Annotated in this window: 17 protein-coding genes and 1 tRNA gene; 12 read left to right on the forward strand and 6 right to left on the reverse strand. The window is 71.3% G+C overall.

The features are described from left to right. Positions 1 to 135 precede the first annotated feature (135 nt). Positions 136 to 552: a YjbQ family protein gene (locus tag LY41_RS03785; RefSeq protein WP_253862401.1), complete on the forward strand. Its 417-nt coding sequence runs from the start codon at positions 136 to 138 to the stop codon at positions 550 to 552. A 370-nt stretch (positions 553 to 922) separates the two neighbouring features. Here the strand turns inward: LY41_RS03785 and LY41_RS03790 are convergent, their stop codons facing one another. Then, a complete protein-coding gene (locus LY41_RS03790) occupies positions 923 to 2,671 on the reverse strand; it encodes a proline--tRNA ligase (protein ID WP_253862402.1) in 1,749 nt (582 codons plus the stop codon). 113 nt (positions 2,672 to 2,784) lie between these two features. Here LY41_RS03790 and yaaA point away from each other — a divergent pair, with 113 nt between their 5' ends. Beyond that, positions 2,785 to 3,525: a peroxide stress protein YaaA gene (gene yaaA, locus LY41_RS03795; protein WP_253862403.1), complete on the forward strand. Its 741-nt coding sequence runs from the start codon at positions 2,785 to 2,787 to the stop codon at positions 3,523 to 3,525. A gap of 58 nt (positions 3,526 to 3,583) precedes the next feature. Here the strand turns inward: yaaA and LY41_RS03800 are convergent, their stop codons facing one another. After that, complete coding sequence (locus LY41_RS03800) at positions 3,584 to 4,717, reverse strand: NAD(P)/FAD-dependent oxidoreductase (RefSeq protein WP_253862404.1); 1,134 nt, start codon at positions 4,715 to 4,717, stop codon at positions 3,584 to 3,586. A gap of 294 nt (positions 4,718 to 5,011) precedes the next feature. On the opposite strand from LY41_RS03800, the gene LY41_RS03805 reads away from it, so the two are divergent. Continuing rightward, positions 5,012 to 6,469 carry a DEAD/DEAH box helicase gene (locus LY41_RS03805; RefSeq protein WP_253862880.1) on the forward strand — a complete coding sequence of 486 codons (1,458 nt, stop codon included), beginning with the start codon at positions 5,012 to 5,014 and terminating at the stop codon, positions 6,467 to 6,469. An 11-nt stretch (positions 6,470 to 6,480) separates the two neighbouring features. Here LY41_RS03805 and LY41_RS03810 read toward each other — a convergent pair whose 3' ends face one another. After that, on the reverse strand, positions 6,481 to 7,188 hold the full coding sequence (locus LY41_RS03810; protein WP_253862881.1) for a PIG-L deacetylase family protein: 708 nt from the start codon (positions 7,186 to 7,188) through the stop codon (positions 6,481 to 6,483). A 72-nt stretch (positions 7,189 to 7,260) separates the two neighbouring features. On the opposite strand from LY41_RS03810, the gene LY41_RS03815 reads away from it, so the two are divergent. Together LY41_RS03815 and LY41_RS03820 are read left to right on the forward strand one after the other, a co-directional pair. Then, positions 7,261 to 8,436: an aminotransferase class I/II-fold pyridoxal phosphate-dependent enzyme gene (locus tag LY41_RS03815; protein ID WP_253862405.1), complete on the forward strand. Its 1,176-nt coding sequence runs from the start codon at positions 7,261 to 7,263 to the stop codon at positions 8,434 to 8,436. Positions 8,437 to 8,627: 191 nt separating this feature from the next. After that, entirely contained in the window at positions 8,628 to 10,493 is a 1,866-nt protein-coding gene (locus LY41_RS03820) for an AMP-dependent synthetase/ligase (protein ID WP_253862406.1), read from the forward strand. A 12-nt stretch (positions 10,494 to 10,505) separates the two neighbouring features. Here LY41_RS03820 and LY41_RS03825 read toward each other — a convergent pair whose 3' ends face one another. Beyond that, positions 10,506 to 11,396, reverse strand: coding sequence for an SDR family NAD(P)-dependent oxidoreductase (locus tag LY41_RS03825; RefSeq protein WP_253862407.1), 891 nt, complete (start codon positions 11,394 to 11,396; stop codon positions 10,506 to 10,508). Between the two features lie 869 nt (positions 11,397 to 12,265). On the opposite strand from LY41_RS03825, the gene LY41_RS03830 reads away from it, so the two are divergent. The 4 genes from LY41_RS03830 (at position 12,266) to LY41_RS03845 (ending at position 18,953) form a co-directional block, all read left to right on the forward strand. Next, the gene (locus LY41_RS03830) at positions 12,266 to 13,648 is read left to right on the forward strand and encodes a GGDEF domain-containing protein (RefSeq protein ID WP_253862408.1); all 1,383 of its coding nucleotides are present in this window, start codon (positions 12,266 to 12,268) and stop codon (positions 13,646 to 13,648) included. Between the two features lie 143 nt (positions 13,649 to 13,791). Beyond that, positions 13,792 to 16,059 carry a phospholipase A2 gene (locus LY41_RS03835; protein ID WP_253862409.1) on the forward strand — a complete coding sequence of 756 codons (2,268 nt, stop codon included), beginning with the start codon at positions 13,792 to 13,794 and terminating at the stop codon, positions 16,057 to 16,059. 731 nt (positions 16,060 to 16,790) lie between these two features. Then, entirely contained in the window at positions 16,791 to 18,230 is a 1,440-nt protein-coding gene (locus LY41_RS03840) for an LCP family protein (RefSeq protein WP_253862410.1), read from the forward strand. Between the two features lie 216 nt (positions 18,231 to 18,446). Next, entirely contained in the window at positions 18,447 to 18,953 is a 507-nt protein-coding gene (locus LY41_RS03845) for a helix-turn-helix transcriptional regulator (protein ID WP_253862882.1), read from the forward strand. A 161-nt stretch (positions 18,954 to 19,114) separates the two neighbouring features. Here the strand turns inward: LY41_RS03845 and LY41_RS03850 are convergent, their stop codons facing one another. Further along, positions 19,115 to 20,584: a flavin-containing monooxygenase gene (locus LY41_RS03850; protein ID WP_253862411.1), complete on the reverse strand. Its 1,470-nt coding sequence runs from the start codon at positions 20,582 to 20,584 to the stop codon at positions 19,115 to 19,117. A gap of 90 nt (positions 20,585 to 20,674) precedes the next feature. Here LY41_RS03850 and LY41_RS03855 point away from each other — a divergent pair, with 90 nt between their 5' ends. Together LY41_RS03855 and LY41_RS23515 are read left to right on the forward strand one after the other, a co-directional pair. Beyond that, complete coding sequence (locus tag LY41_RS03855) at positions 20,675 to 21,343, forward strand: TetR/AcrR family transcriptional regulator (RefSeq protein ID WP_372493074.1); 669 nt, start codon at positions 20,675 to 20,677, stop codon at positions 21,341 to 21,343. Between the two features lie 244 nt (positions 21,344 to 21,587). After that, positions 21,588 to 22,325, forward strand: a complete 738-nt coding sequence (locus LY41_RS23515) for a hypothetical protein (RefSeq protein ID WP_301296480.1) — start codon at positions 21,588 to 21,590, stop codon at positions 22,323 to 22,325. An 83-nt stretch (positions 22,326 to 22,408) separates the two neighbouring features. On the opposite strand, the gene LY41_RS03865 is transcribed toward LY41_RS23515, so the two are convergent. Further along, the gene (locus LY41_RS03865) at positions 22,409 to 22,630 is read right to left on the reverse strand and encodes a DUF3618 domain-containing protein (protein ID WP_253862412.1); all 222 of its coding nucleotides are present in this window, start codon (positions 22,628 to 22,630) and stop codon (positions 22,409 to 22,411) included. A gap of 124 nt (positions 22,631 to 22,754) precedes the next feature. Here LY41_RS03865 and LY41_RS03870 point away from each other — a divergent pair. Continuing rightward, positions 22,755 to 22,828: transfer RNA gene (locus LY41_RS03870), tRNA-Leu, on the forward strand. Positions 22,829 to 22,844: the final 16 nt, after the last annotated feature.

Genomic DNA, 22,844 nt, shown 5'->3' on the forward strand with positions numbered 1-22,844 from the left:
ATGGCGTAGAGAATTCGGCCGGACGTGATCACCCCCGCAGGCCTGCGCGCACCCCGAGTGCCGGTACATCCAGCCATGCCGTGCATGCCGATGGCAGCCGTGCCGTGCATGCCGCTGACTCAGTACCGTGGGGGCATGCACTCCACCGAGCTCGAGATCCGCACCGGCGGCAGTGCGGTGGTGACCGACCTGACGCGGGAGGCGGGACGGTTCCTCGCCGGCACGCCGGGTGGAGCCGAGGACGGCCTGCTGCACGTGTGGGTGCCGCACGCGACCTCCGGGCTGGCGATCCTCGAAACCGGAGCGGGCAGCGACGACGATCTGCTCGCCGCGCTCGACGATCTACTCCCCCGCGACGACCGGTGGCGGCACCGCCACGGCAGCCACGGCCACGGCCGCGACCACGTGCTGCCCGCCTTCCTCCCGCCGTACGCGACCGTTCCGGTGTTCGGTGGCGCGCTCGCCCTGGGCACGTGGCAGTCGATCTGTCTCGTCGACACCAACGTCGACAACCCCGTCCGCCGCGTCCGGTTCAGCTTCCTCGCCGGCTGACCGCCGCCACCGGCCGAGCGTCCACGACGGTCGGCGCGGACAGTGCGAACCGGTCGTCGTAGCCGGCGCCGAGCTCCCGGCCGTGCACGGGTCGTGGGCGGCCGGGTCGTAGGCGGCTGGATTGTGAACGGCTGGGTCGTGGGCAGCGGCGTCGTGGGCGGCGGGGTCGTGGGCAGCGGCGTCGTGGGCGGCTGGGTCCGGCATCGGGGCCGGCGACGACTGCGGCCCGTACGCGTCACCCGGGTCGGCGGGCTCGTAGCCGCCGACACCGTTCAGCGCGGCCTCGTCCTCGTAGCCGTGGCGCGCCGCCGTCTCGTCCCGCCCCTTCCGGCCGAAGATCACCGGTAGCCACTCCCCCGGTCGGCGCGGGCTACTCGCGCACGAGACCGGCGACGTGGTCGACGATCGCGTCGGCGTCGATCTCGGTGCGCTCGCCGGTGGCGCGATCCTTCACCTCGACCACGCCCTTGGCCAGCCCCTTGCCCACGACGACGATCGTCGGCACACCGACGAGCTCCGCGTCGGCGAACTTCACGCCGGGCGAGACGGTGCGGTCGTCGAACAGCACCGACACCCCGCGGTCCGACAACTCGGCCGCGATGCGCTCGCCGCCCTCGAACACGCTCTCGTCCTTGCCCGCGACGACGAGGTGCACGTCGGCCGGCGACACCGCACGCGGCCACACCATGCCGAGTTCGTCGTGGTGCTGCTCGGCGATCGCCGCGACCAGCCGGGAGACGCCGATGCCGTACGAACCCATCGTGATCCGCACGGGCTTCGAATCCGGGCCGAGCGCGTCGAGCTCGAACGCGTCGGCGTACTTGCGGCCGAGCTGGAAGATGTGGCCGATCTCGATGCCGCGCGCCGCGACGAGCGTGCCCCGGCCGTCGGGCGAAGCGTCACCCTCGCGGACGTCAGCGGCCTCGACGGTGCCGTCCGGGGTGAAGTCGCGGCCGCACACGAGGTCGACGACGTGATGGTCGGCCTTGTCCGCGCCCGTGACCCACGCGGTGCCCGTGACGATGCGCGGGTCGACGAGGAAGCGGATCCCGTTGGCCTGCAGCGCACCCGGCCCGATGTAGCCCTTGACCAGGAACGGGTTCGCCGTGAAGTCGGACTCCTCGACGAGGGCGACCTCGGCGGGTTCGAGCGCGGCCTCGAGGCGCTTCATGTCGACCTCGCGGTCGCCGGGGACGCCGATACCGAGGAGCGTCCACTCCTTCGTACCGGGAATGCGCGTCTTGACCAGCACGTTCTTGAGCGTGTCCGCGGCGGTGAACTCGCGGCCGAGGCCCGCGCCGTTGAGGAAGTCGACGAGCGTCTCGATCGTCGGTGTGTCGGGCGTGTGGTGCACCTGCGCCTCGGGCAGCCCCTCGAGCGACCGCGCGGGCGGCGCGGGCGTCACGACGGCCTCGACGTTGGCCGCGTAGCCGGAGTCGGTGCTGCGGACGTAGGTGTCCTCACCGGACTCGGCGGTCGCCAGGAACTCCTCCGACGCCGAACCGCCCATCGCACCCGACGTGGCCGCGACGATCACGTAGTCGAGCCCGAGCCGGTCGAACATCTTGATGTAGGCGGCGCGGTGCTTCTGGTACGACACCTCGAGACCCTCGTCGTCGAGGTCGAACGAGTACGAGTCCTTCATGACGAACTCGCGCCCGCGCAGCACGCCCGCGCGGGGCCGCGCCTCGTCCCGGTACTTCGTCTGCACCTGGTACAGCATCACCGGGTAGTCCTTGTACGAGCTGTACTCGCCCTTCACGGTGAGCGTGAACAGCTCCTCGTGCGTCGGCCCGAGCAGGTAGTCGGCGCCTTTGCGATCCTTGATGCGGAACAGCGTGTCGCCGTACTCGCTCCACCGGCCGGTCGCCTCGTAGGGCTCCTTCGGCAGCAGCGCGGGGAACTGGATCTCCTGCGCGCCGATGGCGTCCATCTCCTCACGCACGACCCGCTCGATGTTGCGCAGCACGCGCAGGCCGAGCGGCAGCCAGGAGTAGCCACCCGGAGCGGCACGGCGGACGTACCCGGCGCGCACCAGCAGACGGTGGCTGGGCACCTCGGCGTCCGCCGGGTCCTCACGCAGTGTGCGCAGGAACAACGACGACATCCTGGTGATCACGGTGTGCTCCTAGGGAGACGGAAAGCGGTGATGGACGAAGGGTAGTCGGCGGGTCGCGAGCCTGGACAACCGGTTATCGGCCGGGAGGAGGGGCGGCACTACCCTCGGGCGGCGTGCTCGTTCTGTTGCCCCCTTCCGAGACCAAGGCCGCAGGCGGTGACGGCGCACCGCTCGACCTCGACGCGCTGTCGCTGCCCGAACTGACCCCGGTGCGCCGCAAGCTGGCCGACGCGCTCGTCGAGTTGGCCGCCGATGTGCCCGCGAGCCTGGCCGCGCTCGGGCTCTCCGAACGACAGACCGGCGAGGTGGAACGGAACGCGGCGCTGTGGACGTCGCCGACGATGCCGGCGCTGCGGCGCTACACCGGCGTGCTCTACGACGCGCTGGACGCCCCGGGATTCACCGCCGCGGAGGCGGGCCGGGCGAACGGGCGCCTCGCCGTGGCGTCGGCGCTGTTCGGCGTCGTCCGGGCCGGCGATCCGATCCCGGCGTACCGGCTCTCGGGCGGCAGTTCGCTGCCCGGTCTCGGAGCGCTGCGTTCGCTGTGGCGCCCGGCGCTGGAGCCGGTGCTGCGGTCCGACGAACTGGTCGTCGATCTGCGTTCCGGGACCTACGCGGCGCTCGCGCGGATTCCCGGCGCCGTCACCGTGCGGGTGGTCACCGAGGACGCCTCCGGCAACCGCAAGACCGTCAGTCACCACAACAAGGCCTACAAGGGCAGGCTCGCCGCCGCACTGGCCACGAGCCGCGCCGAACCGTCCACTGTGGACAAGATCGTGGCCGTCGCGGAGAAGGCCGGGATGACCGTGGAACGCGCAGGCGAGACCGACCTCGTCCTCGTCACCGATCACTGACCACGGCGCTGATCGCTGACCGTGGCACGGACCGCAGGGCACCGTGGCCGACGGGTGTTCACCGGCAGGCGTCGAAGCGCTCCGGACGGAACAGCTCCGGGATGTCCGGGCGCTCCCCGAGCGCGGCGGCCGCCGCCAGGTTCGCCGCATGCGGCCCGATCGTCAGTCCGCCCGCGCCGAATCCGGTGAGCACGGTGACCTCGGGGTGCGCGTCGAGCGCACCGATGACCGGCCTGCCGTCGGGCGTGACGGGACGGAAGCCGACGCGCGTCTCGAGCAGCGTCGCGCCGGCGAGACCGGGCGCGACGGCCAGCGCCTCCGTCAGCACCTCACGCTGCCCGTCGGCCGTCACGCGGTGGTCGAAACCCGTCCCGGTCTCGCGTGTCGCTCCCGCCACGACCCGGGAATCGGGGAACGCGAGCAGGTAGTGGCCGGATCCGGCCGGTGACACGACAGGCCACGACGCGGTGCCGGGATCGTCACCGCCGGGGGCGCCGACCCCGAAGTGGCTGATCTGGCCGCGCTGCGGTTCCACCGGGAGGGACACGTCCAGGGACGCGGCCAGCGGAGCGGTCCACGCGCCCGCGGCGAGCACCACACCGTCGGCCTCGACCACCTCACCGGCCACCCGCACACCCGCGACGCGACCGGAACGGACCTCCAGCTCGGCCACGCCGTCCACGAGCCGCGCTCCCCGCGCGGTCGCCGCCGCGAGGAAGGTCTCACGGAGCCTGCGCCCGTCGACGCGCCCGCCACCGGCGATGTGCACCGCGCCGAGGTCGGGGGCCAGCAACGGCATGCGCTCGGCGGCGCCTGCCGGATCCAGCAGCGTCACCGCCCCCGCGTCGGGCCAGCGTCGCGCCCGCTCGGCGGCACGTCCGTGGAACTCGCGCAGCCACGTCTCGTCCGGTGACACGACCAGTCCGCCGACGATCGCGAACGACGTCTCCCCCGCGCCTGCTGCCGCCAGTTCCTCGACGAGCGTCCGGTAGTACGCGGCGCCCTCCGCGTGGAAGGCGAGCTCCTCACCGTCCAGCGTCCGCGAGTTCCACGGCGAGACGATCCCGGCACCCGCGGCCGTCGCCCGGCCCGCGAGGTCGGCGTCGACCACGGCGACGTCGGCGCCGCGCCGCGCCAGCTGCCAGGCCGCGCCCGCGCCGGCGATACCTGCTCCGACGATCACGATGCGCATCCGGCCACTATGCCCCGTGCCGGCCGCCGCGGGGCCGCCGGTGCGGTACCTCACTCGCCCTTGGCTGACGCGCCGCCCCGTCTGCGGTAGAGTTCCTGGAGCGCCGTGAGCCGAAGAGCTTCGTCATACGGCGATCCGATTTCCCATCCATGGGCGCGCCACCTCGGCCGGTGACGGCACGAGACTTCGACGCGCCGGGTTCGTCCTTGTGAACGCCCATCACACCGCCGACGTGCGGTTCTCCCGGGCCTCCCTGCGACGTGCCACGTCCGAGAGGCCTGTGTGAGCACCAACCTGTCCACGTCCGCATCCACTTCCACGTCGCCGGATTCCGCGGTGCCCGCGTCCGTACCGTTCGCCGACCTGAGCCTGCCGCGCCCGCTGGTGCGCGCACTCGAGGCCGACGGTATGACCGACGCGTTCGCCATCCAGGCGGCCACGCTGCCCGACGCCCTCGCCGGCCACGACGTTCTCGGCCGGGCGCAGACGGGCTCGGGCAAGACCCTCGCCTTCGGCCTCGCCCTGCTGGCGCGGCTCGAGGGCGGCAAGGCCCGTCCGAAGCAGCCCCGTGCGCTCGTGCTCGTCCCCACGCGCGAACTGGCGATGCAGGTCGCCGAAGTACTGATCCCCCTGGCCAAGTCCCTCGGCCTGTGGTGCCGCACCGCGGTCGGAGGCATGGCCTTCAACCGGCAGGCGGACGCACTGTCCCGCGGCGTCGACCTGCTCATCGCCACGCCCGGCCGGCTGTCCGACCACGTCCGCCAGGGCACGTGCGCACTCGACGAGATCGGCTACGTCGCGCTCGACGAGGCCGACCAGATGGCCGACATGGGCTTCCTGCCGCAGGTGCGCGAGATCCTCGACCTCACCCCCGGCGACGGGCAGCGGCTGCTGTTCTCCGCCACGCTCGACGGCGACGTGTCCAAGCTCGTCCAGCGCTACCTGCACAACCCGGTGACGCACTCCGTCGCACCCGTGACGGCGTCGGTGACGAACATGGACCACTTCCTGCTGCAGCTCGCGCAGCCGGACAAGATGCCCGTGATCACCGAGATCGGCGCCCGTGAGGGCCGCACGATCATGTTCGTGCGCACCAAGCACCATGTCGACCGCCTCACCACGAAGCTGCGGTCGCAGGGTGTGGCCGCGGGTGCGCTGCACGGCGGCAAGACCCAGGGGCAGCGCAACCGCGTACTCGCCGACTTCAAGGACGATCGCGCCACGGTGCTGGTCGCCACGGACGTCGCCGCGCGCGGCATCCACGTCGACGACGTCAGCCTCGTGCTGCACGTCGACCCGCCCGCCGACCAGAAGGACTACCTGCACCGCGCAGGGCGCACCGCGCGGGCGGGCGCTTCCGGCACGGTCGTCACGCTGATCACTCGGGACCAGCGCAGGCAGACGCTGCGGCTCACCGACAAGGCGGGCGTCAAGCCGAAGTCGCTGCTCGTCACTCCGGGCGACGCCGAGCTGGCGCGCATCACCGGTGCCCGCACCCCCAGCGGCGTCGCGCTGGTCGACAAGCAGCCGCAGCAGGAACAGCGCCGCTCCGGGCAGGCCCCGCGCGGCGGCGGTGGTCGCGGCGGCGGCAGGAACGGCGGCGGACGGCCGGGCGATCGCGGCGGCCAGGATCGCGGCGGTCAAGGCCGCGGTGGCGGTCAGGGCCGTGGTGGCGGTCAGGGTCGTGGCGGTGGCCAGGGCGGCCGTGGCGGCCCGAATCAGCGCAAACCGCGCCGCCGCGTCGACGCCTGACCGGCTGCCGGCTACATCGGGAACAGTTCGAATTCGCACGCCAGCACGCCGCCGAAGCGAGTACCCGCTTCGGCGGCGGCGTCGCGGAGAAAACTCGGATCGGCCATCGACTCGTCGCCCAGCCCTTCCAGGTAGGCGCGGTGCTCGCGCAGCGAGTCCACCGCCAGGTCGAGCGTGTCGGTGATGTCGATGGCGTGCGTGGCGTGCGGTGACGCGGCCGCCGCGACCCACCGCACCCCGTCCCACGGTTCGAGCCCGTCGTCGACCTGGTCGCGAAAGACCCAGCGGTTCGCCGCGTCGCGCACCGCATCCAGTGTCGCGAGCCCGACGTGGCGATGGTCGGCCATGTTCAGCCAGGGCCCGCCCGGCCACGTGTCCCGGTGGTTCGTCATGAGCACCAGCTCGGGCCGGTGCCTGCGGATCGCCGCGGCGATGTCCCTGCGCAGGGGCAGGCCGTATTCGATGACACCGTCGGCGTGGCCGAGGAACTCCACCGTGTCGACACCGACCACGTGCGCGGCGGCGATCTGCTCGCGCTCGCGCACGACGGCGGCCTCCTCGGGCCGCATGCCGTCGATACCCGCCTCGCCGCGCGTGACGAGGGTGTAGACCACCGACTTTCCGTCACGGGTCCACCGCGCGACCGCACCGGACCCGCCGTACTCCAGATCGTCCGGATGTGCCACGACGGCCAGTGCCCGGCTCCAGTCACCGGGCATGACCTCGAGTTCCGGCGTATCGGCCACCCCTCGCTCCCCTTTCCCCGTCTGCCCGGTGCGACACTGCCACCCGTGAACGCACCCGGTCCAGCCCTTCCACCCGACGAGGTTTTCGACTGGCTCGACGCCGACGCGGCCACGCGGACCGAGGCCGGTCTCACGCACCGGCCGCGCCCCCGCGGCTCCGCGCCTGCGCCCGGGGAGATCGACCTCACGGGGGACGATTACCTCGGGTTGGCGCGGGACAAGCGCGTCGCAGGAGCCACCGCCGCAGCGTCGTTGAAGTGGGGAGCGGGCGCGGCCGGGACGCGGCTGCTCGGCGGTTCGCTCGAACTGCACGCGGAGCTGGAACACGAACTCGCACGGTTCCTGGGCGCACCGGCAGCAGCGGTGTTCCCGTCGGCGTACACGGCGAATCTGGCGGCCGTCACCGCGTTGTCGGGTGCCGAATCGGCGATCGTCAGCGACAAGTACGTCAACCCCGCGCTCGTCGACGGTTGTCGCCTCGCGCGCGGCGACGTCGCTGCCGTCGCCCACCTCGATCCCGACGCCGTCGCACACGCCCTGTCCACCCGGCGCAAGTCCCGCGCACTCGTCGTGAGCGAGTCGGTGTTCGCGGTCGACGGGGACGCGGCCGAGCTCGGCGGGCTCGTGGACACCTGCCGCAGCCACGGTGCGGCACTGCTGGTCGACGATGCACACGGGTTCGGTGTCCTCGGGGACGGTGGCCGCGGCGCGGTGCACGACGCAGGACTGTCCTCGGCGCCCGATGTCGTGACGACGCTGACGCTCGCGGGAGCCCTCGGCGTGCAGGGCGGCGCCGTCCTCGGGCCGCGACGGGCGATCCGGCAGATCACCGACGTCGCACGGACGTACGGCCACGACGCCGCACCAGCACCCGGCACGGCCTCGGCCGCACTCGCCGCGCTCACCGCACTGCGGGAGGAACCGGACCTGCCGGGAACAGCCGTCGAGCGTGCGATGTCGCTGGCCACGGGCCTGCGTACGGCCGGGTTGCGGACGAGCCTGCCCGCCGCGGCGATCGTGTCGCTGCCCGCACCGAGCGCGCCGGCCGCGGCCTCGTGGGTGGACGCCTGCGCCGAGCACGGGGTGCACGTGAGCCGCGTCACGCCGCCGGTCGCCCCCGACGGCGTGACACGGCTCCGGCTCACCGCCCGCGCCGGCCTGTCGGAGTCCGATGTGGACACCGCGGTCAAGGTCATCGCCGAGACGGCCCCGCGTTCCTGACCGCACGCCGCACGAGACCCCGCACGAGACCCCGCACGAGCGCGAACCTCGGTGCGGCGCGTGCACGTCCCGGCGGGGCGGCGGAGCGGCGGGCGACGGCGACGTACGGACTTTTCGGGGTGACTCGGAGCACCTAGGGTGGGAATCCTCTCGTCAGTGCCGACCAGAGCCGCCTACACCCGGGAGTCCCCATGGCAGCACCGTCCGCGGATCAGCCCGACACCGCAGCAGCCGCACAGTTCGTCGACCCGGATCCGGACACCGACACGATCCCCGGCCTGCTGCAGCGCAACGCCGTCGAATTCGGCGACCTGCCCGCGCTGACGTCGCTCGACGTCGACGGCGCGCCGACCCTGACCTGGTCCGATCTGCGCGACGAGGTCGCCGCGGTCGCACGCGGGCTGGCGAGTCTCGGGCTGCGCTCGGGGCAGCGGATGCTGATCATGGCGCCGAGCAGGCCGGAGCACATCGTCGTCGACCTCGCCGCGACCTGCCTGGGTGCGATCCCGTGCACGACGTACTCGACGCTGAGCAGTGAGCAGATCGCCTACGTCGCCGAACACAGCGCCGCACCGCTGGCCGTCCTCGCCGGATCCGACGAACTCGCCCGCTGGCAACCGGTACTGGACTCGCTGCCGGCCCTCGACCGTGTCGTCGTGATGGACGACGACGCCGTGCCCTCCGGAGACGACCGATTTCTCGCGTTCGACGAGCTCCACGCACAGGGCGCCGCCACGCACGCCGCGGATCCGGACACGTTCGACCGCGCCGTCGCCGACGTCCGGCCGGACGACTCGCTGTCGATGATCTACACCTCGGGCACGACCGGCATGCCGAAGGGCGTCGTGCTCTCGCACCGCAACGCGATCCACGAGGCCGTCGCGCTACGCGAGTTGCACGGCCATCCGCCGCACCTGACGAACATCGCCTATCTGCCGCTGGCACACATCGCCGAGCGCGTACTGTCGATCTACCTGCCGACGGCCAACGCGGGCCACGTGCACACGCTGGCCGACCCCGGCAACGTCGTCACCGCGCTCGGACAGGTGCACCCGCAACAGTTCTTCGGCGTGCCGCGCGTGTGGGAGAAGATGGTCGCCGGGCTGAAGAACATGCTCGCCGGGCTGCCCGAGGAGAAGCAGACCGCCCTGACGCAGGCCAACGAGCTGTTGCAGCAGGGCTACAAACTCCGCAGCGCGGGCGAACCCGTACCCGCCGACCTGGCCGAACGCATCGCCGAGACCGACGAGACGGTACTCGCACCGGTTCGCCAGATGCTCGGCCTGGACCGGCTGTTCCTCGCCTCGAGCGGTGCCGCCGCGCTGCCCGTGGAGGTGCTGTACTTCATCGCCGGGCTGGGCGTCGAGATCCAGGAGGTCTGGGGCCTGTCCGAAACGACGGGCGCCATCACCGCCAACACGGCGGAGGCGTTCCGCGCCGGTACGGTCGGCAAGCCCCTGAACGGGGTCGAGGTGCGCCTGGCCGACGACGGCGAGCTGCTCGTCCGCGGCCCGATCGTGTTCCGCGGCTATCTGCAAGCCGACGGCACCATCGCCGGCGCCACCGACGAGGACGGCTGGTTCGCGACCGGCGACATCGGCACGATCGACGACGACGGCTACGTCACGATCACCGATCGCAAGAAGGAACTCATCATCACCGCGGGCGGCAAGAACATCGCCCCGTCCAGGATCGAGGGCCTGCTCAAGGAGCATCCCCTGATCGGACAGGCGGTCGCGATCGGCGACGACCGACCCTACATCAGCGCGCTGATCGTGCTCGACGACGAGATCGCGCCGGCGTGGGCTGCCGCACGCGGCATCGAGGCGACCGACCCGGCGACGCTGGCGGGCGATCCGCGCGTCACCGACGAGATCGAACAGGCCGTGCGCACCGCGAACGAGCGGCTCGCCCGGGTGGAACAGGTCAAGCATTACCGGGTGCTGTCGCGGTCGTGGACCCCGGAGAGCGGCGAACTGACGCCGACCCTGAAACTCAAGCGCCGCGTGATCAACGAGCGTTACCACGACGACATCGAGGCGCTGTACGGGACGTGACGCCCACGCAGGTCAGGCGCTGGTGACGCGGAGCCACTTGCGCAGCCGAGGTGGCACCCGCTTCTCCATGCCGTAGGGCTCGAGGTGCGCGCCGAAGACCTCGTCGAACGCGTGCTGCACCCCTTCGGTGTCCCACGCGTCGCGCTCGAGGATCGGCGCCTTGAGGTACGGCTGGCCGACGATATGCAGCTGCGGCCCGTTGCAGCGCACGAGCTGTCCGGTGATACCCGTCGACCCGTCCCCGAGCAGGTAGAGCACCACCGGTGCGATGCGGTTCGGGGTGCGGTCCGGCGGGCAGCCGCGCAGCGCGCGCTCGGATGTCCACACCATGCGGGTGTGCGCGAGCGGGCACACGGCGTTGACGCGGATGCCCTCGTCCTCCATGTCGAGGGCCCACGAGTAGGTCAGCGACGCGACGGCGCCCTTGCTCGCGGCGTACGCCCCCAGCTTGCGCTGCCCGAGGGACGCGCCGGAGCTGATGTTGACGATCGACCCGCCGCGTCCCGCGTCGACCATGGCGCGGGACGCGGCCATACCGGTGAACGTCACCCCGAGCACGTTGGTCTCGACCAGCGCGCGCACCCGGGCCGGATCGTCGTCCCACGGCAGCGCCTCGTGATTCAGCGCGGCATTGTTGACCAGGCCGTCGAGGGCGCCGAACTCGCCGACACACGTCTCCACGACCGCTGCGGCCTGGTCGGCGTCGGACACGTCGTGTGCGCTCGCGACCGCGTGACCGCCGTGGTCACGGATGTTCGCCGCGACGGCCCCGGCGGCCTCGGCATCGACGTCGTTGACGACGACGTCCGCACCGGCGCGCGCGGCATGCACGGCGAACGCCTCCCCGAGTCCTCGCCCCGCGCCGGTGACGACGACGGCCTTTCCGCCGAGCAACCCGTCCATCTCGACCTCCCGCAGTCCGCTCCCGGTCCGACCGCGCTGGGCTCCACACAGACGTGGCTCTACCCGCAGCAGCGGTCGCTCCCAGTCTTTCCCTCCGATGGCGCAGCACATGCCGGCCATTCGGCCGACGGGCGGCCAGCTGCGCCGAGCGCGTGGCCCCCGATCGGCGCCGAGGAACAGCGCGACCGGTCAGACCGGCGGCCGGTCTGACCGGCGACCGCGCGACGGACCGCGGCAACCACAGCCACCGACAAGACGGCGTCCTTCGAGGCAGCATCCCTACCAAAGGGCGTCCTTCGAGAGGGCGTCCTTCGAAAGCAGTCACTCGAAAGCACTCGTACGGGACGCGGCGCGCACCCGGACGGCAAGGGCGGCTCACGCGGTCTACTTCGGGTCGGAAGTCCCAGAGTCGGAAATCCCAGAGTCAGAAGTCACGGTCGCGCATCGCGGAACCTCCCCCCACCTCCCCGGCTGCCAGCTGGACGATCGGTACGCGGTCCGGCACACCGACGCCCGTCAGCCTAGTCCGCGGCCCACCCGGCCACCAAGGGATTCCGCCGCGACGGCCCGGTCGGCGCAGCAGGCGCGGCGTCCCCGTATCGGTGATCTCTCGCCCACGGCGGCGCCGCATCCCGGCAGCGCCGTCGGCCACATGATCCCCTGTCACGGAGACGACAACGACGAACACTCAACGTGGTGGCACAGGCATGCGGCCACAGGCCCGGCTGCGGGTATCCGCAACCACCCGGCCCCATGCGCGCTCCGCCGGCCGACGGAAACGGCCGGGCAGGAACGGCGCAGGAACGGTGCCGGAACGGCATCGGTCACGAGGACGACACAGGGCCACGAGGACGACCAGGGAGGTCACCATGCGGCGCGAGCGGCATGACCGGCTTCCCGCACAGCCTGCCGACGGACCCGGTGCCGCCACCTCGCGGGATCCCTCCCGCGGCCGGCCCCGGCCGGACGGGCACAGGAACCGGCACGCACCCGGCCCGCGCGGCCCTGCGGGGTGGGCACTGTGGCAGCGCCCACCGTCGTTCATCGGGTTCGTCGTGATCGCCGAGCTCGTGGCGCTGGCCGGAGTCGCGCTCGGCGCGGCCTCGTCCGATACGCCGGAGACGACGGACTGGCTCCGTCTCGCGCTCCTCTTCGCGGGGGCGACCGTCCACATCCAGCTGACGCGGCGGCAGGAGGAACGCCGTCGCAGCCGGATGCGGTCGGTGCTGATCGACCTCAACGCGGTGTGGGTGTTCCCGGCCGTGCTGGTACTGCCCGTGACCCTGACGGTGGCACTGATCGTCGCCGTCCGTGCCCAGCGCTGGCTCATCGCGCGCCGTCCCGCGCACAACTTCGTGTTCTCGACGGTGGCGCACTGTTTCGCCGCGGTCCTGGCCGGAGCGCTCTACCGCGTCCTCGGCCCGGCGGAGTGGGATGCGCTCACCCCGGTCGCGTCACTGCGCGAGTTCGCCCTGATCCTGCTCGCCGCAGCGGTCTACGAAGGCGTGCAGCTGATCTACGTGGGCGGTGCCATCGCGCTGAGCGGACCGGCGCCGACCCTGCGCGGGGTGTTCGGCAGCACGGCCGACAACCTGCTCGAGGCGATCGCCACCGGGCTGGGCGCCGTCACCGCGGTCCTGCTGGTCGCACTGCCGCCTGCGGTGCTGATCGTGACCGCGGTGGCCGTGGTCTTCAACCGGCTTGCCGAAATCGAACAACTGCAGGCCGACGCCGCGAGCGACCCGAAAACCGGACTGCGGAACATGCGCGGCTGGTCGGAGGCCGCAGGCCGCGCGCTCGGCAGGGTCCGCCGAGCCGACGGCACCCTCGCGGTGCTGATGATCGACCTCGACCACTTCAAGGACGTCAACGACACCTACGGCCACCCCGCGGGCGACGACGTCCTCGTCCGGGTGGCCGGGGTGCTGCGCGAGGCCACGCGGCCCGCGGACATCGTCGGCCGCTTCGGCGGCGAGGAGTTCCTCCTCCTGCTGCCGGACACCGACGCCGACGCGGCGCGCCACGCCGCCGAGCGGATCCGGGCGACCATCGCCGACCTGCACATCGGCACGACCGACAAGCGCGGTTCGCCCGTCACGATCGCCGGGCCGACGGCGTCGGTCGGCATCGCGGTGTATCCCCGGCACGCGACCACGCTCGACGGACTCACCCAGGCCGCCGACGCGGCGGTGTACGCCGCGAAGGAAACCGGCCGTGACGCCGTGCGTCTCGCGCCGCCGACAAGCAGCTGACCGGCCGCAACACCACCGCCCCGTCCCGCTGCGAACCCCGTGGCGACACAGCCGCCGCAGCTCACTCCCCGTCATAAAGCCGTCGCACTTTCGGGGGTTTCCCCGATATCGGCTTCACTCGGCCGCTGTCACCCTGGAAGCCGATGACCCACCCGGCCACCACCGAGCCTTCCGAGGCGTCCACCTCGCCCGCGTCGCCGGTGCCCGTCGCGCCACGTCCGCGCGGGCGCCGGCGACGCGGCTTCGGACGTGGGCTGGGCACCACCGGCCGTGCGCTGCTGCTGCTCGTCGTGGTCGTCGGATTCGGATTCCTCGCCTCACGGTCGGCACCGCCACCCGAGCAGGGACCGCCCCAGGGCGACGTCGCCCTGGCACAGCAGGCCGCCCATTCCCTGCTCGACCCGCGGACGGCAGGCCGGGCGCACGGACTGCTTCCCGCGGACTTCGGCGCCGTCACGGGAGTCGCCGCGGGCGAGGAGACCGTGCGGGACGGCACCGTGCGGTCGGTGCACATCGACGGCGGATGCTCGGCGCCGTGGGGCGACGACGGCACCCGCTGGGACTTCGGCCCGGCATGCCGGGCTCACGACCTCGGTTACGACCTGCTGCGCTACGCCGACGCCAAGGGCCACCCGCTCGACCCCGGCCTGCGCGACGCGCTCGACCAGCGGTTGGCCGACGACATGCACGCCACCTGCGAAGCCAACCCGCGTGACTCCGGACAGGCCTGTCACGCCGTCGCGTCGCTGTACACGGCGGGTATGGACGTCAATTCGTGGCACCAGCGCTGGGGGCCGCCGACCGGCGAGCCGCTCGGGCCACTGCTCGCGGGCGTCGCGGCGATCGGCCTGCTGCTGGCCTTCCGCCTGCGCACCTGGCAACGGACCCGGCAGGCCCTCCCCCGGGTCGTGGCCGCGACCGCCCGGCCCGCGACGACCCCGAACCGGTGGACCCTGCTCGGGGTCGTCGCGATCGGCGCGATCGTGCTCGGCGAGTCCGCCGTCGCGCTCGCAGGCTGGGCAGGCGCGGACGAGGCGTGGCTGTGGCCGGCGACCTGGCTCACCCAGTTCGCGTTCGTGTTCTTCTTCGCAGGCGGGCACGCGAACCTCACCGCATGGCTCGACGTACGCAGCGAGGGCGGCGGCTACCGCGAGTACCTGGCACATCGCACGAGCTGGCTGCTGCGCATGGCACTGGTGTTCGTGCTCGTCGCGTTCGCGGTACCGACGGCGCTCGAGCTGATGGCGGTGCCGACGGCGACCGTCGAGGTCGCCGTGCGTATCGCGCTCCACCCGCTGTGGCTGCTGGGCGTCTACGTGCTGACGGCCGTGGCGACGCCGCTGATGCACAGGCTGCATCACCGGGCGGGCACGGCGACCGGGCTCGCCCTCGGCACCGCCCTCGGTGGTCTGCTGCTGGCCGCCGAGCGCACGGACATCCCGCTGCTGGCCGGCCTCGCTGCGCTGGTCCTGGCGCTCATCGCGCAGCAACTGGCGCTCGTGACCGCGGCGGGACGACTCCGGTCGCCACGGCTTGCCGCGGTCACCGCCGCCGTGGGGACGGCGATGCTGATCGCAGGCGCCTGGCAGGGTCTCGTACCCGCGACGGTCCTCGGCACCCCCGACGGTCCGCCGCCGTTGGCGGGTCCGGTCCTGCCGGTACTGCTCCTCGGCCTGGTGCAGCTGAGCGTGCTGCGCCTGGCACACACCCCGCTGGCAGCGCCGGCGCGGTGGCCTCGGCTGCGACTGGCCGCCGGACGGGCCGCACGGGCACCCATGAGCCTGTACCTGCTGTTCCTCGCCGGTATGGTCCTGCTGGTCGCAGCCGTGTACCTGCCGGACCTGCTGCCGTCGGGAAGCCTCCGGGTGGGACTCGCCGTGGCCATGCTGGCCGTGCCCGCGCTCGCGGTGTTCTGGTGGTTCGAACGCCACGCCGCGCACCGGCCGTCCACCGCGCCGGCACAGCTGCCCGCGGCACGCCTCGAGCGGCTGCTCGCCCACATTGCAACGGCTGCCGGAGTCGGCTACGCCACGATCGGTGTCTTCGGGTTCGCGCTCTCCAGTTTCCGCCTCTTCGGTGACACACCGTTGCTGCCGCAGCTGCCGCTGGACCCGATCCAGAGCCTCGTCCATCTGCTGCTGGGGATGTCCCTGCTCCACACCGTCCGCACCGGTGACAGCCATTCCCCCCGTACCTGGCTGCTCACGGCGCTGGCCTGCGTCCCGCCGCTGCTGTCGGCCACCGCAGGCCCGGGCACGTTCACCGCCGGCGTGATCGTCCACACCGGCACCGGGCTGCTGGCCGTCGCCGCGGTCCTGGCCACGGTGTGGGCCGCCAGGCGGACGTCCCGGCCTGCGCGGTCGTCACGGCATGTTCCGTCCGCCAGTGCCGCTGAGGTCGAGAGCCCGTGACCACCCCGTGGCCACCCGGGTCCGACCCGGGCACCGGCCGCAATCCGGGCACCTCCCCGACGGCCTGCCGTGTCCTGAACCACATCGGGGCCCCGATGTGCCAGGCTACGGACAACCTCCGGTCGCACTGCCGCGTCTCACGGGAAGGGCGGTGTCCGGCCGTCGTCCGGCCGCCTCACGAGTAGCCGGTACCGGAACTCCGGCAACCGCACCCGCAGCACGCCCCGCACGAGCCGAGAAAGGGAGCCGCCGGCGTGAACGAACCACCGCGGAACCCCTCCCAGGGGCGTGGCCCGCAGCGGCCATGGCAGCGGAACTCCGACGGCACGCCCGCCGGTCCGCAGGGAACGTCCGGCCAGCCCGGCCCCGGCCAATCGGGCCCTCGCGGACCGCAAGGACCGGGAAACCCGCCTCGGCCACCGCAGGGACGGCCACCGCAGGGACAGCCGCCACGGGAACGGCCGCCACAGGGCGACGATCGCCGACCGGAGCCCCCGCGCAGGCCCGGTCCACCCCCACCGCCGCAGTCCGGGAACCGCGACGGCGGTCCCGGCGGCGGTCCTCCACGTCGCACTCCCCCTCCGGACCGGGAGCCCCCTCCGGAGCCGTCGGCAGGCACGGGCACCCGCACGCCGCCTCCGGGGCGGGCCGACGGCCCGCGCAGCGGCCGGCCCGCCCCGCCACCGAAACGACGCAGGTCGCTCGTCGCACCCAAGGTCGCGCTGACGATCGTGTCGCTGCTGGTCATGTCGCTCACCGGCTACGCATGGGCTGCCATGCAGGGCCTCGTCAGCGGCCTGACGATGGCCGACGTCATCGACGACGGGGCGAAACCCGCCGACGGTGCCCGCGACATCCTGCTGGTCGGCATGGACAGCCGCACCGACGCGCAGGGCAACCCGTTGCCGGAGAAGATGCTGGCCAAACTCGACGCCGGTGTCGCCGACGGCGAACTGAACACCGACACGCTCATCTTCGTCCGGATCCCGAACGACGGCAGCAAGGCGACGGCGATCTCGCTGCCGCGGGACTCGTACGTCGACGTCCCCGGCTACGGCCGGCACAAGATCAACTCCGCATACGCGCGAGCGAAGGTGGACGCGCGGCAGCGGTTGGAGGCCGAAGGCGTCACCGACGAGTCCGACCTCGAGGTCCGCAGCAACCAGGCGGGCGCCAAGAAGCTCATCGAAACCGTCGAAGGCGTCACCGGAGCCTCGATCGACAACTACGCCTCGATCAACCTGCTGGGCTTCCACGACATCACCAAGTCCATCGGCGGCGTCGAAGTGTGTCTCAACCAGGCGGTCGACGACCCCTACTCGGGTGCGAAGTTCGACGCCGGCAGGCAGACGATCTCCGGGCACCAGGCGCTGGCGTTCGTCCGGCAGCGACACGGCCTGCTGCGCGGCGACCTCGACCGCGTCGTCCGGCAGCAGGTGTTCATGGCGGGACTGGCCAGGAAGGTCGTGTCCGCGGGCACGCTCGCCGACCCGGCGAAGCTGAACAGCCTCATCGATTCCGTCCAGAAATCGGTCGTCGTCAACAAGGGCTGGGATCTGCTCGGGTTCGCCCAGCAACTTCAGGGCCTGTCCGCCGGCAACATCGAGTTCACCACGATCCCGGTCGTCGACCCCGAGTACGACACCCCGTCCGACGGCCTGGCCGTCCAGGTCGACCCGGCGCAGGTGCAGTCGTACATCCGCGACCTGGCGGGCGGGCAACAGCCGGAGGAGTCGTCGAAACCGGCACCCGCACCGTCGGAGATCACCGTCGACGTACTCAACGGCACCGGCATCACCGGCCTGGCAGGCAACGTGTCGGAGACCCTGACCACCGCAGGCTTCGGGCAGGGCGAGGTCGGCAACACCGATCCGCGCACCACGACGGTCGTGCAGGCGGCCGAGGGCGAACGGGCGACGGGCGAGAAGGTCGCCGAGGCGCTCGGCGACGTGTCGGTGGAGACGAACGCCTCGGTGGCGCCGGGCCAGGTGCAGGTGCTGCTCGGGCCGGACTACGAGGCCCCTGCCGAGTCCGGCGGTGGCGCGGCACCGGGTGGCGCATCGGACGGCGTGCGCGCGCAGGCCCCGCAGCAACAACCGGCACCACGGCAACAGCCGGAACCGTCCGGCGACGAGCCGATCAGCGCCGACGGCGTCACCTGCGTCAACTGACATCCCGCCGAACGCGCACCTGACGGCACAGGTGACATCTTTCCATGCAGGGTGAGCCCGTCCGGGTCAATCAGGTAACCCACATGGAGTAGTTTGAGCTCGTCGAGCGAAACTTCTTCGCACAACGGCGTCAGCACCATGCCCCATCGGACTTTCATTCGGGTGAAGGACGCAGAGCCGGCCGGACCGGCACATGATGCGGGCAGGGGACGAGGAGTGCTGATCGACGCGGACGCCTTCCAGCGCGTCCTGGGGGAAGAACTGCGCAAGCTGAGGAAGCAACGCGGTTGGACGAGGAAAGAACTGAACGAACGACTGCAGAGCGACATCTCCCTGCAGACGCTCGCGACCTACGAACTGGGAACCCGGCACTGTTCGGTGGTGCGCCTGGTGGAGCTGTGCCTGGCACTGGGGGAACCGCCGCAGGACCTGCTCGCGCGGGTACACCGGCGCGTGTTCGGCGACGACCCCGAGCAGATCCGGGTGAACCTGGCAGGCGTCGTCGCCGATAACAGCCCCGGCCTGTCGCCGCTGCGGCGCTGGGCCGAGGACCGGCTGAAGCAGTCGAACTCGCCGGAGATCCAGCTCGACCGCTCGGCACTGGAGCACATGGCCGAACTGTGCCGCATGCCGACGGCGCAGCTGCTGACGAAACTCGCCGAGCTGTCGTCGAGTTCGGGAACGTCGATCGGCGAACCACCGGACCACGGCCGGCACGACTGAGGCGCCCCGCGCCCGGGCACACCTCGGCACGCGCGACGACCGGCCCCGTCGAACGTGACTCCCTCGGCGGGGAGCCACGTTCGGCGGGGCCGGTCAGCTCGTCAGGCCCTGCGCGTCGTCGGGGCCGTCACTTCGTCGGGGCCGTCACGTCGTCGGGGCCGTCACTTCGTCAGGGTGTAGTCGCTCGGCTCGAGCTTGCGGGTCTGCATCCAGTACCGCCAGGTGAAGCCCGGCCAGACCGTCCGGTTGACGCCCTGGGCGTCGAGGTACCAGCTGGTGCAGCCGCCGCGGCTCCAGATTCCGCCTTCGAGTTTGCGCTGGATGTCGGTGTTGAACTTGTCCTGCACCTCGGGGCGGACCTCGATGGCCTCGGCCTGTTTCTCGTCGACGTAGTCGATCGCCTCCGCGACGTACCGGATCTGCTGCTCGATCATGAACACGACCGAGTTGTGCCCCAGACCGGTGTTCGGGCCGAGCAGGAAGAACAGGTTCGGGAAGCCTGCAACGGTGATGCCCTTGTGGGTCTGCATCCCCTCGGTCGCCCAGAGCTTGCCGAGGTCCTGTCCCCCGACTCCGACGACGCCCAGGTCGTCGTACGCGTCGGTGACGTGAAAGCCGGTGCCGTAAATGATCACGTCGGCCTCGTGTTCCACACCGGCCGAGTCGATGACACTGCTGTCGGTCACCTCGGAAACCCCGTCGGTGACCACGTCGACGTTGTCGCGTTCCAGCGCCGGGTAGTAGTCGTTGGAGATGAGCACGCGCTTGCAGCCCATCACGTAGTCGGGCGTGACCTTGGCGCGCAGCTCGGGGTCACGCACCTGCTTGTTGATGTGCCGCTCGGCCACCTTCTGGGCGAACTTCATGATCCGCGGGTCGCCGTTGAATCCGACCGCCCGCATCTCGAGCATCCAGTAGATGGCGCTGCGGTAGAGCCGCTGGGCCCCCGGCACCCGCGCGAAGAGCTTGCGGACCCAGCCCGGCATCTTGCGGTCGGGCTTCGGCATGATCCACGGCGGTGTGCGCTGGAACAGGGTCAGCCGGTCGACCTCCTTCGCGATCTGCGGGACGAACTGCACCGCACTGGCGCCGGTGCCGACGACCGCGACCTTCTTGCCGCGCAGGTCGACGTCGTGGTCCCACTGCGCGGAGTGGAACGCGGGCCCCTGGAACTTTTCCGCGCCGCGCAGTTCGGGGATCTGCGGGATGTGCAGCGCACCGACACCGGCGACCAGATACCTGCCGACGAACTCGTCACCGCGCGCGGTGGTCACGTGCCAGCGGTTGGTCTCCTCGTCCCACCGGGCACCGGTCAACTCCTGGCCGAAGTGGATCGAACGGTAGAGGTCGTATTTCCTGGCGATCGAGCGCAGGTATTCGTGGATCTCCGGCTGCCCGGAGAAGGCCCGGGACCAGTCGGGGTTCTGCTCGAACGAGTACGAGTACATGTGCGACTGGATGTCGCAGGCACAGCCGGGATAGGTGTTGTCGCGCCAGGTGCCGCCCACCTCGTCGGCCTTCTCGAGGACCACGAAGTCGTCGCGTTCCTCCTGACGGAGCTTGATCGCCATACCCATGCCGGAGAACCCGGTCCCGACGATGATGACGCCCGCCTCGATGCGGTTGCCCATACGTGCCTCCAGCCGCTCTAGTTCGTCTCCGGTCCCTGTTACCGCGAGTCCACCTTACTCGAAGTAGGTTACTTCCGGTAGCCTAGGGTCGTGAGTTCTACGGCGAAAGCCCCCGACACCACCGCGGACAAGACGGGGTCGGGACAGGCCACCCCCCGCAAACGCATGCCTCGTGCGCAGCGTGAGCAACAGATGATCCAGGTCGCCGTAGTCGTGTTCTCCAAACACGGCTACACCGCGGCATCGATGGACGAGATCGCCGAGCACGTCGGCGTGTCGAAGCCGATGCTCTACGAGTACTTCAAGTCGAAAGAGGGCCTGCTCCTCGCGTGCATCCGCGAAGCGCGCGCCGAACTGCGACGCGTCACCGAACAGGCCGTCGCGGCGTCCTCCACCGGCGAGGAGGCGCTACGGCAGGGGTTGCTCGCGTTCTTCAGCTTCATCCGCGACCACAGGCAGTCGTGGTCACTGATACGCCACGAAGCGAACCTGGTCGGCAAGCCCGCAGAAGAACTCGAGACCACGCGACAGCAACAGACGGACCTGATCGCAACCCTCATGGGTGATTTCACAGACCCCGAGACGGCACGGATCGCTGAAGAGTCGGGGCTGCTGCAGGCGGCTGCGGAATTCGTCGTCGGCGGATGTGAACGGCTGGCGATCTGGTCGGAGGAGCGTGAGGACCTCACACCGGAGATCGTGGCCGAATACGCCGTCAACCTGCTGTGGGGCGGACTCGCGCAAATCGCCGGCCGTTGATGGAAATTCACTGGCGCCGATCGAATGGTGGCGCCCCGTAACCGTCGCGGCGCCGACACTGAGACCGTTCTCACCCTGCGTAATTCCCGACACCAACTCGTGTTGCCGGAGGCACCTGTTCGTAACACAATTCAGACTGGCGCAAGGTTGCCACTCGATCGTGTGGTCAACGAATTGGCGTCATAGGACGACGGCGGGGGCGTCCTGCACAGTGAGACCTGCCGTTGGGAGAGGGGTGAGGACAGTGACGCAGCCGATCACTGCGGTGTACGTGCGTGAAGAGGGGGACTACACGGTCACGGTGACCGGCGACGGCCAGGAGTTCGCCGACCGGGCTCCGGGCATCATCGCCGCGCGCGATCGCGCGGACCAGCTCATCGAGAAGATCGCACCCAAGACCGGGGACGACGAGGACCCGACCGTGGTGCACTTGCTCGACGGCAGTGCGCTCGAGTTCACGTCGGCGTACATGACGGCGCGGCTCTCGCGTGCCGAGACCGCGGAACAGGACGAATCCGGCGACACCGCCGGAGCCGAGGACGTCGGCGAGGCGGATGCGGCTGCCGGGACCGGCGCCGCCGACACCGCAGCCACCGACGTCTCGACCGCCGAGGCCGGCACTGCCGACGTCGCCGAGGCCGACGTCGCCGAGGCCGGCACTGCTGACGTCGAGACCGCCGACGTCGAAGCTTCCGGAGCCGAGGACGATTCCACCGAATCCGACACAGCGGAAGCCGACGCCGAGATCGCGACCGACGACACGTCCGCCGACTCGGACACCGAAGACGCGGCGCAGGCGGCGTCCGAGTCGGTGGACTCGACGAACGAGGACGACGGTGCAGCCGCACAGACCGCACCGGGCAGCGGGGTTCCGCGCAAGGAGCTCACCAAGAGCCCGGACGCGGCGGAGACCACCGCCGGCGACGACGAGTCGGGCGACAAGCCCTACGCCGCGGCCACCAACACGGCCGCCGCCAGCTGACAGCGCGCGAGCTCACCCTCCGCTCGAGAAGCACCACGCCGACGACCACGCGAGACGACGCGCGGGCGTCGGCGTGGTCTGTGTCAGCGGACCAGCTTGCGTACCAGCAGCGCCGCGACCAGCGCACCGGCGCCGATCAGCGGGAACTTCACCTTGGGCTCCTCGAGCTTGGCCTGGACGCTCGTCTTGGCGTTGTCGGCAAGCCGCTGCGGGTTGGCCTTCACCGCGAGCTGGTCGATCGTGCCGGCCAGGGCAGTCCGAGACCGCTCGATCTCGCGTTCGATGGCGTCCGGGTTGCGAGCCACGTGTCCTCCTCGCTGAATGCATGCATTGCGCGCAGGGTGTCACGGTAGAGCACAACGCCCCCGGAAGGCGCACAGGCCACGCCGAACGCGGCCCGAACCGTCACCGCTAGGCTTGTCCCCCGTCGGGCCCGTAGCCCAATAGGCAGAGGCACTAGGTTTAGGTCCTAGCCAGTGTGGGTTCGAGTCCCACCGGGCCCACCGCTGAAGTGACTGG

The sequence above is a fragment of the Prauserella halophila genome (assembly GCF_024171895.1).
In the GTDB taxonomy this organism is placed as follows: Bacteria; Actinomycetota; Actinomycetes; order Mycobacteriales; family Pseudonocardiaceae; genus Prauserella; species Prauserella halophila.

Excerpts from the sequence above, each read along its gene's own strand:
- LY41_RS03810 (WP_253862881.1), bottom strand. The coding sequence starts at position 7,188 with ATGCCCGGTGACTGGAGCCGGGCACTGGCCGTCGTGGCACATCCGGAC.
- LY41_RS03830 (WP_253862408.1), top strand. The coding sequence starts at position 12,266 with ATGCGGCGCGAGCGGCATGACCGGCTTCCCGCACAGCCTGCCGACGGA.
- LY41_RS03800 (WP_253862404.1), bottom strand. The coding sequence starts at position 4,717 with ATGCGCATCGTGATCGTCGGAGCAGGTATCGCCGGCGCGGGCGCGGCC.
- LY41_RS03825 (WP_253862407.1), bottom strand. The coding sequence starts at position 11,396 with ATGGACGGGTTGCTCGGCGGAAAGGCCGTCGTCGTCACCGGCGCGGGG.
- LY41_RS03835 (WP_253862409.1), top strand. The coding sequence starts at position 13,792 with ATGACCCACCCGGCCACCACCGAGCCTTCCGAGGCGTCCACCTCGCCC.
- LY41_RS03785 (WP_253862401.1), top strand. The coding sequence starts at position 136 with ATGCACTCCACCGAGCTCGAGATCCGCACCGGCGGCAGTGCGGTGGTG.
- LY41_RS03850 (WP_253862411.1), bottom strand. The coding sequence starts at position 20,584 with ATGGGCAACCGCATCGAGGCGGGCGTCATCATCGTCGGGACCGGGTTC.
- LY41_RS03820 (WP_253862406.1), top strand. The coding sequence starts at position 8,628 with ATGGCAGCACCGTCCGCGGATCAGCCCGACACCGCAGCAGCCGCACAG.